This is a genomic window from Streptomyces sp. NPDC051907 (assembly GCF_040681075.1).
Classification (GTDB): domain Bacteria; phylum Actinomycetota; class Actinomycetes; order Streptomycetales; family Streptomycetaceae; genus Streptomyces.
Map to the genome: position 1 here is coordinate 1 of NZ_JBFAYB010000144.1, position 13,467 is coordinate 13,467.

General features: G+C 70.2%; 10 protein-coding genes and 2 tRNA genes. 8 read left to right on the forward strand and 4 right to left on the reverse strand.

What is annotated here, in order from left to right; genetic code table 11:
• Positions 1 to 236 precede the first annotated feature (236 nt).
• Together AB0M39_RS38865 and AB0M39_RS38870 are read left to right on the forward strand one after the other, a co-directional pair.
• Positions 237 to 698, forward strand: a complete 462-nt coding sequence (locus tag AB0M39_RS38865; protein WP_365372963.1) for a molybdenum cofactor biosynthesis protein MoaE — start codon at positions 237 to 239, stop codon at positions 696 to 698.
• Positions 699 to 1,114: 416 nt separating this feature from the next.
• Complete coding sequence (locus tag AB0M39_RS38870) at positions 1,115 to 2,203, forward strand: PDZ domain-containing protein (RefSeq protein WP_365372965.1); 1,089 nt, start codon at positions 1,115 to 1,117, stop codon at positions 2,201 to 2,203.
• Positions 2,204 to 2,392: 189 nt separating this feature from the next.
• On the opposite strand, the gene AB0M39_RS38875 is transcribed toward AB0M39_RS38870, so the two are convergent.
• The gene (locus AB0M39_RS38875; RefSeq protein ID WP_365372967.1) at positions 2,393 to 2,950 is read right to left on the reverse strand and encodes a PPA1309 family protein; all 558 of its coding nucleotides are present in this window, start codon (positions 2,948 to 2,950) and stop codon (positions 2,393 to 2,395) included.
• A gap of 136 nt (positions 2,951 to 3,086) precedes the next feature.
• Here AB0M39_RS38875 and AB0M39_RS38880 point away from each other — a divergent pair, with 136 nt between their 5' ends.
• From AB0M39_RS38880 to AB0M39_RS38895, 4 genes are all read left to right on the forward strand, one after another.
• Complete coding sequence (locus AB0M39_RS38880; RefSeq protein ID WP_365372970.1) at positions 3,087 to 6,002, forward strand: UPF0182 family protein; 2,916 nt, start codon at positions 3,087 to 3,089, stop codon at positions 6,000 to 6,002.
• 95 nt (positions 6,003 to 6,097) lie between these two features.
• Positions 6,098 to 6,171, forward strand: a tRNA-Met gene (locus tag AB0M39_RS38885).
• Between the two features lie 207 nt (positions 6,172 to 6,378).
• Positions 6,379 to 8,613 (forward strand): sel1 repeat family protein, encoded by a 2,235-nt coding sequence (locus AB0M39_RS38890; RefSeq protein WP_365372973.1) that lies wholly within the window; start codon positions 6,379 to 6,381, stop codon positions 8,611 to 8,613.
• Positions 8,614 to 9,068: 455 nt separating this feature from the next.
• Positions 9,069 to 9,142, forward strand: a tRNA-Met gene (locus AB0M39_RS38895).
• A gap of 103 nt (positions 9,143 to 9,245) precedes the next feature.
• Here the strand turns inward: AB0M39_RS38895 and AB0M39_RS38900 are convergent.
• A complete protein-coding gene (locus tag AB0M39_RS38900; RefSeq protein WP_365372975.1) occupies positions 9,246 to 9,662 on the reverse strand; it encodes a Fur family transcriptional regulator in 417 nt (138 codons plus the stop codon).
• Between the two features lie 159 nt (positions 9,663 to 9,821).
• Here AB0M39_RS38900 and AB0M39_RS38905 point away from each other — a divergent pair, with 159 nt between their 5' ends.
• Positions 9,822 to 11,273 carry a catalase gene (locus AB0M39_RS38905; protein WP_365372978.1) on the forward strand — a complete coding sequence of 484 codons (1,452 nt, stop codon included), beginning with the start codon at positions 9,822 to 9,824 and terminating at the stop codon, positions 11,271 to 11,273.
• Between the two features lie 304 nt (positions 11,274 to 11,577).
• Here AB0M39_RS38905 and AB0M39_RS38910 read toward each other — a convergent pair whose 3' ends face one another.
• Both AB0M39_RS38910 and hisN read right to left on the reverse strand, forming a co-directional pair.
• Positions 11,578 to 11,979, reverse strand: a complete 402-nt coding sequence (locus tag AB0M39_RS38910; protein ID WP_365372981.1) for a CBS domain-containing protein — start codon at positions 11,977 to 11,979, stop codon at positions 11,578 to 11,580.
• A 195-nt stretch (positions 11,980 to 12,174) separates the two neighbouring features.
• Positions 12,175 to 12,975: a histidinol-phosphatase gene (gene hisN / locus AB0M39_RS38915; RefSeq protein ID WP_365372983.1), complete on the reverse strand. Its 801-nt coding sequence runs from the start codon at positions 12,973 to 12,975 to the stop codon at positions 12,175 to 12,177.
• Between the two features lie 146 nt (positions 12,976 to 13,121).
• Between hisN and AB0M39_RS38920 the strand changes: the two genes are divergently transcribed.
• A partial coding sequence (locus AB0M39_RS38920) for a TetR/AcrR family transcriptional regulator (protein WP_365372986.1) occupies positions 13,122 to 13,467 on the forward strand: 346 nt, incomplete at its 3' end.

The following is a 13,467-nucleotide window of genomic DNA, read 5'->3' on the forward strand; positions in this document are numbered from 1 at the left end:
CTTATTTTTTTGGCCCTGGTTTTTGGGGCCCCCGCGCTGCCCCCCCTTTTTTTTTTGTATATCGCCGGGGAACGGCTTTGGGGGGGGGCGGGGGGGGGGTCCGTGTGGACCCCGACCGCGCCGGCAGCCTGGCCGCGGGCGCGCCGCGCCGCTGTAGGAGGCTCCAAGGCCGCAGGTCCGAGGCCGGTGCAAAGGGCTATTCCGCGATGTCAGTGGCGTGCGGCACGATGGGACGCATGGCAAGCAGGTACGACCACCCCGGCGAGCAGGCGGCGCAGGACCCGATCCGGCTGCTCGCGATCCGCGAGACCCCGCTCTCGCTCGACGAGGTCTTCGCCGCCGTCGGCGACGACGCGGCGGGCGGCACCGCGCTCTTCGTCGGCACCGTGCGCAATCACGACGGCGGCGCGGACGTCGACACCCTGGGGTACTCCTGCCATCCGACGGCCGAGGCCGAGATGCGTCGAATAGCCGAGAAGATCGCCGCGGACTTTCCGGTCCGGGCGATGGCCGCCGTACACCGAGTGGGCGATCTGGCGGTCGGCGATCTGGCGGTCGTCGTGGCCGTGTCGTGCCCGCACCGAGGGGAGGCCTTCGAGGCGTGCCGGAAGCTGATCGACGACCTCAAGCACGAGGTGCCGATCTGGAAGCATCAGAGGTTCTCCGACGGCGCCGAGGAGTGGGTCGGGGCCTGTTGAGGAGCGCCTGGCTTGTCGGGGTTCATGGCTGAAACCCGGTCAGACCCCAAGCGCCCCGATTTGCGTAACCGCCACCCTGCCATGAGCGTTGGGTTTGCAGATGACTAGTCTGCTGATCATTCAGGTGTATTCGTTCATGGGGTAGGGAGGTCGCGATGGCAGCACTCGCTTGGCTGTTGATTCCGCTTTTCGCTGCCGTCGGTGCTGCGATATGGGGAAGCTGGGCTTCACGGAACCGGTCCACCGGGGACGTGGCCGAGCTCGCCGGATACGCGCGGTTCCGCGATGCGATGGAGAAGCCCAGTTCCACTACCGAGGTTCTATAGCCGTGCACAGGGCTGTGCGCAGCCGCCGGGAGACCCCGTGCGGACCGGCCCCAGCGGTGCGCTGACAGCCCTGTCCCGTACTGTCGTTCCATGCCACGCCGCACCGCGACGATGCTCGCCTCAACCCTGATCTTCATTGCGCTGCTCTGCGCAGGGGTGCTCATTCCCGTGCCGTACTCGGAGATGTCTCCCGGGCCGACGGTGAACACCCTCGGATCAGCCCGTGGCGAGCCGGTGCTGCGGATCTCCGGCCACAAGACCTACCCGACGTCCGGGAACCTCAACATGACCACGGTCAGGGTCACCGGAGCGGACTATCGGATGAACGTGGTCGAGGCGCTCTATGGCTGGCTCGCCCACGACAACGTGGTGGTGCCGCACGACACGCTCTACCCGGACGGAAAGACCGAGGAGCAGTCCACGCAGGAGAACGCCGAGGAGTTCACCCAGTCGCAGGAGAGCGCCAAGGTCGCGGCGCTGGAGCAGCTGGACATCCCGGTGAAGACGCGGGTCGTGGTCGCCACCGTCCTCAAGGACACCCCCTCGGAGAACAAGCTGCACGCGGGAGACGTGATCCGGGCGGTGGACGGCACGCCTGTGAAGGCGCCGGGCGACGTCGCGAAGCAGGTCGTGAAGCACAAGGCGGGCGAGGACGTGGTCTTCACGATCGTTCCGGCCAAGGAGGCGGCCGCCGCCGAGAAGGCCGGGAAGGAGCCCCAGGGCTCCGAGAAGGTCACGATCACCACGGTGAAGGCGAAGGACGAGGACCGCGCCATCGTCGGCATCCAGGCCGGGACCGACCACACGTTCCCCTTCAGCATCGACATCAACCTGGCCGATGTGGGCGGGCCCAGCGCGGGCCTGATGTTCGCGCTCGGCATCGTCGACAAGCTGACGCCCGGGGACATGACCGGCGGGAAGTTCGTGGCGGGCACGGGCACGATCGACGAGACCGGGAAGGTCGGCCCGATCGGCGGCATCGAGATGAAGCTCGTGGGCGCACGGAACGCGGGGGCGGAGTACTTCCTGACGCCGAAGGACAACTGCGCGTCGGCGGCGTCGGACATCCCCGACGGGCTGACGCTGGTGAAGGTCGAGACGATCCGGGACGCGAAGGCGTCGCTGGACAAGATCAAGAAGGGCGACACCAAGGGGCTGCCGGCGTGTGAGGCCAGCTGACGGGGGTCCGTCCCCCGCGGGGGCTGCTCGCCAGGCCGCCCGTACGTCTGTCTGCACCCGGCGGCCGCCCAGGCGTCTGACTCAGGGTCGCCCGGCCCGGTCGCCCGGCTGTGTGTCTCCGCCGGCCGCGGGTCTCCGCCGGCCGCGGCCGGCCGGTGAGGGCCGGCCGCTGACCGGTTCTGCTCGAGGCTAGTCCTCGAACGTCGCCGACAGGGCCTCCGCCAGGGAGGGCACCAGGTCGGAGCCGGTGAGGACCTCCGTGGGGGAGTCCTTGGCACGCAGCCGCAGAGCCGACTCGCGGGTGCCGTCGCGCAGGACCGCCACGGTCATCCGGACCTCCTGGCGGTCCGGGTGGGCCGCGACCCATTTGGCCAGAGCCTTCTCCGACAGACCGTCCGGAACCGCGGCCTCCGCCGACGCCGGAAGCATCAGACGCTCCACGGTCAGCGCGCAGCCCATGACCGCGCGGGGCCAGGCGACCGTCGCCAGGAACTCGTCCAGCGGGGAGCCGGCCGGAATCTCGTCCTGCTCGATAGGGGTGAGCGGGGCCGCCGCTTCGTCGGTGTCGAGGCCGAGCTGCGCCGCGATGCCCGGCTCCTGGGTGCGGAGCCGAGCCGTGTCGACCAAGGCGAAGAGCCGGGCCGGCTGGTCCCAGCCGAGCCCGGACGCATACTCGTCGATTTCGAGCACAGCGCGGGTCAGCGGGCTCGCGGCCATCGGGGGGCCGGAAGAGGAAAGGTTGGACATGGCCAATATCCTGCCTCCTTCCGGGCCCGAGACGGGAACTAGGTAAAGCCTCAGTAAGTTGCATGAGTGGGCTCTACGATCGCGGGGCCCGTTTCACACCACCGCGAACTTCGAGGGGCGCACGTTGGCTTTCCAGATGCCGGACCGTGGCGGAGGCCCGACCGGGCCACGGATCAGAGTGGGCCGGCCGTCCCGGCGCGTCCGCACCCTGCTCATGACACTGGGCGTCCTGGCCGTCCTGGCCATGGCGTTCGTCATGTTCGCCGGGTTCTGGACTGACTGGCTCTGGTACCGCTCAGTTCACTACTCCTCGGTCTTCACCACCACGCTGTGGACGAAGGTCGGCCTGTTCGCCGTCTTCGGCCTGCTCATGGCCGCGGCAGTCGGCGTGAACATCTGGCTCGCGCACCGGCTCCGGCCGCCGCTGAGCGCGATGTCGCTGGAGCAGCAGAGCCTCGACCGCTACCGCATGGGCATCGCGCCGTACAAGAAGTGGGTGCTCCTCGCGATCACCGCTCTCGTCGGCCTGATCGCGGGCGCCTCGGCCACCGGCCAGTGGCGGACCTGGCTGATGTGGGTCAACGGCGTGTCCTTCGGTCAGAAGGACCCCCAGTTCAAGATGGACGTGTCGTTCTACGCGTTCGATCTTCCCTGGTACCGCTTCCTGCTCGGCTTCGGCTTCGCGGCCGCCGTGCTCTCGCTGATCGCCGCCGCCCTGACGCACTACCTGTACGGCGGGCTGCGCATCACCAGCCCGGGCGCGCGCGCGACCGCCGCGGCGACTGGCCACCTGTCGGTGCTGCTCGGCGTCTTCGTCTCGCTGAAGGCCGTCGCGTACTGGCTCGACCGCTATGGCCTGGCCGTGAAGTCCAGCGACTTCAAGGCGACCGGCAACTGGACGGGTCTGCGGTACGTCGACGCCAACGCCTACCTGCCCGCCAAGACCATCCTCTTCTGCATCGCCGTCATCTGCGCCCTGCTGTTCTTCGCGACGCTGTGGCGGCGCACCTGGCAGCTTCCGGTGATCGGCTTCGGCCTGATGGTCCTGTCGGCGATCCTCATCGGCGGCCTCTACCCGGCGATCGTGCAGAAGTTCCAGGTCCAGCCGAACGAGCAGGCCAAGGAAGCGCCCTACATCAAGAAGAACATCGAGGCCACGCGGCACGCGTACGGCATCGACAAGGCGAACACGCAGGACTACTCCGGCAAGGGCGACCCCAAGCGGAAGGCCCAGCAGCGCACCGACGCCGACTCCGCCGCCAGCTACCGCCTGGTGGACTCCAACGTCGTCTCGCCCGCCTTCCAGCAGCTCCAGCAGGAGCGGAAGTACTATCAGTTCCCCGCGACCCTCGACGTCGACCGGTACACCGGCCCCGACGGCAAGCCGCAGGACACGGTCATCGGTCTGCGCGAGCTCAACATCAAGGGCATCCAGAAGCGCAACTGGATCAACGACCACTTCACGTACACCCATGGCTACGGCGCCATCGCGGCCAAGGGCACGAACACGATCACGGACCCGGACAAGGGCACGGTCGGCTCGCCCGACTTCACCGAGTCCGGTCTGCCGACCACGGGCCAGCTCGGCACGTACGAGCAGCGGATCTACTACGGCGAGAAGACCGAGCAGTACTCCATCGTCGGCGGGCCGCAGAAGGAGCTCGACTACGAGAAGAACGGCGAGGAGACCACCAGCTACGAGGGCAAGAGCGGGGTCAACCTCTCCAACCCGCTGAACCGCGCCGCGTACGCCGTGGCCTTCAGCGAGCCGCAGATCCTCTACTCGGGCGCCATCGGCGAGGGCTCGCGGATCCTGTACAACCGCACGCCCAAGGAGCGCGTCGAGGCGGTCGCCCCGTGGCTGACCATCGACGGCGACGCCTACCCGGCGGTCGTCGAGGGCCGCATCCAGTGGATCGTCGACGCGTACACGACGACCAACGGCTACCCCTACGCCTCGCGCACCACCCTGGGCGACACCACGGCCGACTCGCTGACCACCAACCAGCGCGCGGTCGTCGCCCAGCAGAACCAGGTCAACTACATCCGCAACTCGGTGAAGGCCACCGTCGACGCCTACGACGGCACGGTCAACCTGTACGAGTGGGACACCGAGGACCCGGTCCTCAAGACCTGGATGAAGGCGTTCCCCGACACGGTCAAGCCGAAGGGCGACATCAAGCCCGAGCTGATGGCCCATCTGCGGTACCCGCAGGACATGTTCAAGGTGCAGCGCGAGCTGCTCACCCGGTACCACGTCACCGAGCCCGAGCAGTTCTACAGCGGCAGTGACGCCTGGCAGGTGCCGGACGACCCGACGAACAAGGACACCAGCGCGGTCCCGCCGTACTACCTGAGCCTGAAGATGCCCGGGCAGGACGACCAGAAGTTCTCGCTGACGACGACGTTCACACCAGCCGGACGCCCCAATCTAGGCGCGTTCATGGCGGTCGACGCCGACGCGACCAGCAAGGACTACGGCACGATAAGACTGTTGAGAGTCACCGAGACCGTTCAAGGTCCAACGCAGGTGCAGAGTGAGCTCAACGGCGTGCCAGAAGTGGCCACCTTCGTCCGCGACCTCAGAGGCACCGACTCGGACATCGAGTACGGCAACCTGCTGACGGTGCCCCTGGACGGCGGCTTCCTGTACATCGAGCCGGTGTACGCACGAGGCGGCAGCGCGAACTATCCGCTGCTCAAGAAGGTCGCCGTCGCCTATGGCGGAGGGAAACCGGTCTTCAAGGACTCCCTCACGGAGGCGCTCAACGCGGTCTTCGAGCAAGAGGGCCAGGAGCCACCGCCGACCGAGCCCACGAAGCCGACCGACCCGACGAAGCCGACCGAGCCGACCAAGCCGCCGGCGACCGGCGACGCGGCGCTGAAGGACGCGATCGCGGACGCGCAGAAGGCGTACGACGACGCGGAGGCGGCGCTCGAGAAGAACCCCGCCGACTGGGAGGCGTACGGCAAGGCGCAGACGGCTCTGCAGGAGGCGCTCGAGCGGGCGGCCGAGGCGCAGAACAAGCCGGCCCCGGACAGCTCCCCCTAGGGGCAGGCCAGATAAGGGCAGGTCAGATCGGGGCAGGGCGGAACAGGGGCTGGTCAAGCGTCATCCCGCGTCGTGGTACGGTTGCAACACAACGACGCGGGGTGGAGCAGCTCGGTAGCTCGCTGGGCTCATAACCCAGAGGTCGCAGGTTCAAATCCTGTCCCCGCTACTGATGAGTACAAAGAGGGCCCGGATCCTTTGAGGATCCGGGCCCTCTTCGTGCGTATGTGCTCCCTGTAAAGAAGTGCGCGCCGAGTGCGGCGAGTTGGGGCTGAGCGTGTTTGACTTATCTCTCTGTGGGCATGTCGACAAAACGCTGAAGTGACCTTACTGGCTGCGGTATACCAGGTGTACGCGGGTTGCAGGTGGTGCGACGATGGAATTTATGGGGGACAGGGCAACTCTGTTGGAGACAGGGCGGTTTGTGCAGCCGCATGCCGAGGACGTGACAGACGCGATCATTTCTGCCGTCGACGCCGTCGCCGAGGCGGGCGCCAACGGCACTGAGCCGAGCATGAGCGCTGTCGGCGCACTCGGCTTTGACAACGTTGACAAGATCGGAAGCCAGAGAAGGACCGGCACCGACCATGCCGACACTTTCGAGAGCGCGGGGGCCGAGGAGCGCCACCGGCGCGCGGCCGACGCCGGCGACGCCGCCTCGATGAGCGTGCTCGGCGCGCTGCTGCTGCGCCGCGGCGATCTCGACGGCGCGGAGCCGTACCTGCGCGGGGCGACGGCCGACGGGGACCGGGCCGCGGCGAACAATCTGGGCGTACTGCTCCACCAGCGCGGCTACCCCGACGAGGCGGCCGGGTGGTGGCGTATCGCCGCCGTCGCCGGTTCCGCGGCGGCGGCGCACGCGCTCGGGCGGCACTTCCGCGAGCGCGGCGACGAGCCCGCTGCCGAGTACTGGCTGCGCCAGTCCGCCGAGCAGGGCCACGCTCTGGGCGCGTACGCCCTCGCGGACTTGCTCGAGCACCGCAGCGACGTCGGCGCCAAGCGCTGGCTGCGGGCCGCCGCCGAGCAGGGACACCGCGAGGCGGCGTACCGGCTTGCGCGCGCGCTGGAGCGCGAGGCCGCGGCTGGGGCGCGCGCGGGCGGCGATGTGGGGCTGGCGATGCGCGGGGCGCGTTCGGACGCCACGGGGGCCGTAGGAGCCGCTGCGCGGCCTGCTGACGGCGCTCCGGCCGGCGCGCGCGCCGGTACGGCGGCCTCGCGCTCCGCGGACGCACGCACGGGCGCGGGAAGCCGCACGAGCCGAGGCGAATCGGCCACAGGTACGAGTCGTGGCGAATCGGCCACAGGCACGGGCACGGGAGCCGGCGGGGCAGCCGCTGTGCGGTCCGCCTCGGCCTCGGGCACCGGCAGTGGCGACGGGACGGGCGCGGAGGCCGTAAGCGCGCTGCTCGACCAGGCCGAGCAGTGGTACCGGCAGGCCGCCGCGCGCGGGCACCGGCGTGCCGCGCTGCACCTCGGCGCGGCACTTGAGCGGCGCGGCGAGCTGAAGGAGGCCGGCCGCTGGTACCTCACCTCCGCCAAGGACGGCGAGGCCCGTGCCGCCTGCGCGCTGGGCTTCCTGCTGCGCGACGCCGGCGACGAGGAGAGCGCCGCCGTGTGGTGGCTGCGCGCCGCGCAGGAGGGCGACGGCAACGCCGCGAACGCTCTCGGCGCACTGCACGCCGCCCGCGGAGAGCAGCAGACCGCCGAGCGCTGGTACCGCGCCGCGATGGACGCGGGCGACGTCAACGGCGCGTACAACCTGGGGCTGCTCTGCGCGGCCCAGGACCGTACGGCGCAGGCCGAGCAGTGGTACCGGCGCGCCGCGTACGCGGGGCACCGCGAGGCCGCCAACGCGCTCGCCGTGCTGCTCCTGCAGGCCGGCGACGCGACCGGCGCCGAGCCCTGGTTCTCCAAGGCAGCCGAGGCCGGCAGCGTGGACGCCGCCTTCAACCTGGGCATCCTGTACGTCGGCCGCGACGACGACCGCACCGCGCTGACCTGGTACGAGCGGGCCGCCGCCGCCGGTCACACCGAGGCCGCCCTCCAGGTCGGCATCGCCATGCTCAGGGACGGCGACGAGCAGGGCGCCGAGCAGCAGCTGCGGTGCGCGGCGGGCGGCGGCAGCGCGGAGGCGGCGTTCCGGCTGGCCACCGTGCTCGACGCCCGCCAGCCGCCGCCCGGGCCGCCCGCGCTGGGCGAGCCCGTGGCGGAGAAGACCGAGTGCGAGGAGTGGTACGAGCGCGCGGCCCAGCGGGGTCACCGCCGTGCGCAGGTGCGGGTCGGCATGCTCGCCGCCGCCCGCGGCGACATGGTCGACGCGGCCCGCTGGTACCGGGAGGCGGCGGAGGCCGGCAGCCGCAACGGCGCGTTCAACCTCGGCCTGCTGCTCGCCCGCGAGGGCAATGAGCGCGAGGCCGCCTTCTGGTGGACCCGCGCCGCCCGGGCCGGGCACGGGCGGGCCGCGCTGCGGCTCGCGCTGCTCGCCGCGCGGCGGGGGGAGCTGACCGAGGGGCAGCGGTGGTGCGCACGGGCGGTCGAGCTGGGGCCCGCCGAGGTGGCGGAGCGCGCGGCACGGCTGCGCGAGGCGCTGCACCAGGAGCTCACGGCGTAGTCCCCGGCCTGGATCAGGTCCGGGGCCGGGATCCGGTTCCGGCCTGGATCCGGTCCGGGCCGGGAGTCGGGCGACGAGCTGTCCTGGGCCAAGATCCGCATCCGGGCCAAGACCCGGTTCTCGGCCCGGCCTGGATCTGGTCCCCGGGGTCCCGGGGCCCCGGGGCTGGTCCCGGGCCGGGAATCGGGCGGCGAGCTGTCCTGGGCCAAGATCCGCGGCCGGGCCAAGATCCGGTTGCGGGCCTCGCTCCGCTTCCTGGTCTCGATCCGGTTCGCTCCTCGATTGGGCCCGGCCTCGACCCGGTTCCCGGCCTCGGATCGACCAGTCGCGGGCGGTCGAACCAGTCGCAGGGCGGTCGAATCGGGGCCCGCGCCGGGGTTCCTGGCCGGTTCGTAGGTAGTGACGAATATCGATTTGCGCTGGTCGGCGGGGTGACGTAATGTTGCATTCATCGACGCGGGGTGGAGCAGCTCGGTAGCTCGCTGGGCTCATAACCCAGAGGTCGCAGGTTCAAATCCTGTCCCCGCTACTGAAAGACGAAGGCCCGGATCCTAGGATCCGGGCCTTCGTCGTGTTCGGGTGCCGTAGGCCCCTGAGCCTCGGGGCCCTGTGTCGCGGGCGTCGGCGTCAGGTCAGGCCGACGCGCAGTTCGGGCAGGTGCCCCGGTAGGTCACTTCCACGTTCGAGATCGTGAAGCCGAAGCGCTCGGTGTCCGGGAGGCTCGCCAGCGGGTCGCCCGAGGGGTGAACGTCGCGGATCGCGCCGCACTGGGCGCAGACCAGGTGCTGGTGGGGCTGGTGCGCGTTCGGGTCGTACCGCTTGGCGCGGCGGTCCGTCGACACCTCGAGCACCTCGCCCAGGCTCACCATCTCGCCCAGCGTGTTGTAGACGGTCGCCCGCGAGATCTCGGGCAGCTTGGCCACCGCCCGCGCATGGACCTCGTCGGCCGTCAGATGGACATGGTCGCCGTCGAGGACCTCGGCCACGACACGGCGCTGGGCGGTCATACGCCAGCCGCGTCCGCGCAGTCTTTCCAACAGGTCACTCATAAGGACCAGCCTAACAGCGGCGGCGCCCAGAATCCGAACAGGTGTGACTTTGGATGACAGCTTGACTTAGACAATGTCCATTGTAGGATCGATCACGGCACAGTCCGGGGGACAGGGCTTGCAGGACAGGGTTCGCAGAAGACGACGCAGGAGGCGCAAGTGACGCAGGGACCGCTCACCACGGAGGCCGGCGCGCCGGTGGCCGACAACCAGAACAGCGAGACCGCGGGCGCCGGCGGTCCCGTTCTGGTCCAGGACCAGCTGCTGCTCGAGAAGCTCGCGCACTTCAACCGCGAGCGCATCCCGGAGCGCATCGTCCACGCCCGCGGCGCCGGTGCGTACGGCACCTTCACGCTCACCCGCGACGTCTCCCAGTGGACGCGCGCGAAGTTCCTCTCCGAGGTGGGCAAGCAGACCGAGACGTTCCTGCGCTTCTCGACGGTCGCCGGCAGCCTCGGCTCCGCCGACGCCGTGCGCGATCCCCGCGGCTTCGCGCTGAAGTTCTACACCGAGGAGGGCAACTACGACCTCGTCGGCAACAACACCCCGGTGTTCTTCATCAAGGACGCCGTGAAGTTCCCGGACTTCATCCACACGCAGAAGCGCGACCCGTACACCGGCTCGCAGGAAGCCGACAACGTATGGGACTTCTGGGGTCTGAGCCCCGAGTCGACGCACCAGGTGACCTGGCTCTTCGGCGACCGCGGCATCCCGGCCACGCTGCGCCACATGAACGGCTACGGCTCGCACACGTTCCAGTGGAACAACGAGGCCGGCGAGGTCTTCTGGGTCAAGTACCACTTCAAGACCGACCAGGGCATCGAGAACCTCACCCAGGCCGAGGCCGACCTGCTCGCCGGCGCGGACCCGGACTCCCACCAGCGCGACCTGCGCGAGGCCATCGAGCGCGGCGACTTCCCGTCCTGGACGGTGCAGGTCCAGATCATGCCGGCGGCCGACGCGGCGACCTACCGCTTCAACCCGTTCGACCTGACCAAGGTCTGGCCGCACGAGGACTACCCGCCGATCGAGATCGGCAAGCTGGAGCTCAACCGCAACCCGGAGAACATATTCGCCGAGGTCGAGCAGAGCATCTTCAGCCCGGCCCACTTCGTTCCCGGCATCGGCCCGTCCCCGGACAAGATGCTCCAGGGCCGTCTCTTCGCGTACGGCGACGCCCACCGCTACCGCGTCGGCATCAACGCCGACCACCTCCCGGTGAACCGCCCGCACGCTGCCGAGGCGCGCACCAACTCCCGTGACGGCTATCTGTACGACGGCCGCCACAAGGGCGCCAAGAACTACGAGCCGAACAGCTTCGGCGGCCCCTTCCAGACCGGCCGGCCGCTGTGGGCCTCCACCGCGGTCACCGGCGCCACCGGCAACCACGAGGCCCCGAGCCACGCCGAGGACGACGACTTCGTGCAGGCGGGCGACCTCTACCGCTTGATGTCCGAGGACGAGAAGGGCCGTCTGATCGAGAACCTCGCCGGGTTCATCGCCAAGGTCTCGCGCGAGGACATCGCCGAGCGCGCGATCGACAACTTCCGCCGGGCGGACGGCGACTTCGGCAAGCGGCTGGAGGCCGCGGTCCAGGCCCTGCGCGGCTGACGGTCGCTTGTCGCAGAGCGGAGGGCCGGATCCCTGTCCAGGGGGTCCGGCCCTTTCGCGCGCCCACTCGTATCCCGACCGAGCCGTTCCCAACTGGGCCGTTCCCAACTGGGCCGTACCCGACCGGGCCAGGCTGCCTACGTGCCTACGTGCCTGCGTGCCTGCGTGCCTGCGTGCCTGCGTGCCTGCGTGCCTGCGTGCCTGCTGCGCTCGGCGCGCCGCGGCGAGGCCGCTCGTGCGGCACGGCTCTCCTGTGGGAGCGAGGCTCTCCCTCGGGCCGCGGCTCCGCTGCGCCGGGGTGGTGTCAGCCCGCCAGCGTCGCGGGGTGGCGCCTGGAGGGCGCCCAGCAGCGGATGATGTCGCGCACGGAGACGATGCCCACGGGCCCGTTGCCGTCGAGGACGATGAGGTGCCGGAAACCGCCGTGCGCCATGGCCTCTGCGGCCTCCTCCAAGGTCCAGGAAGGCGCGGCGAAGACGACGTCGGTGGTGGTGTGGGCGCCTGCGGTCTCCAGATCGGGGTTCTGCCCCAGGCCCACGGAATTGAGGATGTCGCGCTCGGTCAGAATGCCGAGACCGTCGGCGTCGGTGTCGAGTACGACGGCTGCGCCGATGCGGCGCGCGGCCATCAGCCGGGCCGCGTGGCGGAGTGTGTGCGTGGGTCCGATGGTGAGGACCACCGTGCTCATGGCGTCACGGACGAGCATGAATGGAGCCACCTCCTTGGTGGATCGGTCGTTCGGGAACCGATTCACAAGTTCACAAGTGGGGGGACTCTCAGAGTCGCAGTGTTGCGGGACGGCAGCAAGGGGGCGCGCGCCGCCTTACGGGCGGCGCGCGGGAGCCTTACGGAACGCAGGTGCCCGGGCCTGCGGAAATGCCCGAAACGGGCCGCGGAAGGATCAGTACCGCTGATTCAGATAGCCGAGCAGCTCATCGTGCAGCAGTCCGTTCGACGCCGCCGCGTTGCCGCTGTGCGGGCCCGGACGGCCGTCCAGCCCCGTGAAGACGCCGCCGGCCTCCTGGACGACGATCGCCGTCGCCGCCATGTCCCACAGCGAGAGCTCCGGCTCCGCGCAGATGTCCACCGAGCCCTCGGCGACCATCATGTACGGCCAGAAGTCGCCATAGCCGCGCGTGCGCCAGCAGGCCCGCGTCAGATCGAGGAAGCCGTCGAGGCGGCCCTGCTCCTCCCAGCCGCTCAGCGAGGAGTAGGCGAGCGAGGCGTCCGCGATCCGCCCCACCTTGGAGACCTGGAGCCGGCTCGCCGAGCTCAGGCTCCGCCCGGTGTACGCGCCCGCCCCCTGCGCCGCCCACCAGCGGCGGCCCAGCGCCGGCGCCGACACGACGCCCATCACGGGCTGGTAGCCGCCCTCGCCCTGCACCATCAGCGAGATCAGCGTCGCCCAGACCGGGACGCCGCGTACGTAGTTCTTGGTGCCGTCGATCGGGTCGATGACCCAGCGGCGGGGGCCCGTGCCCTCGATGCCGTACTCCTCGCCGAGGATCGCGTCGCGCGGGCGGGCCCGCTGGAGGTGGCCCCGGATCAGCTCCTCGGCCGCCTTGTCGGCCTCGCTCACCGGAGTCATGTCCGGCTTGGTCTCGACCTTGAGGTCGAGGGCCTTGAACCGGTCCATCGTGGCGGCGTCGGCGGCGTCCGCGAGGACATGGGCCAGGCGCAGATCATCGTGGTAATCGGGCATGTCGTCACTCTATAGCGGCTGTGACAGGCCATCCCTGGGCCCGTCGGCCATAGCTGACCGCCGCGGCTATTGACAGTGCATGGCCGTCCGTCAACTCTGAGCGCAGAGCCGACTGAGCGCACAGCCGTACGGCCTGGGAGGCGACGATGCCTACTGCGCGGGAGTCCCTGCTGAACGCCGCTCTCGCGGCGCTCGCCGACCAGCCCTGGTCGGGGGTGCGCATGGTCGACGTCGCCTCCGCGGCCGGCGTCTCGCGGCAGACCCTCTACAACGAGTTCGGCAGCAAGGACGGCCTCGCCCGCGCGCTCGTGCGGCGCGAGGCGGACGGCTACCTCCATGGCGTCGACCGGGTGCTCGCCGCGCAGGCCGCCGGGACCGCGGACCGGCTGGTCTCGGTCGCCGAGTGGACGGTCGGGCAGGCGCGGGCGAGGCCGCTGCTGAGGGCGCTGCTCACCGGCTGCTGGGGCGAGCGGCTGCCCGCGCCCCGGCCCG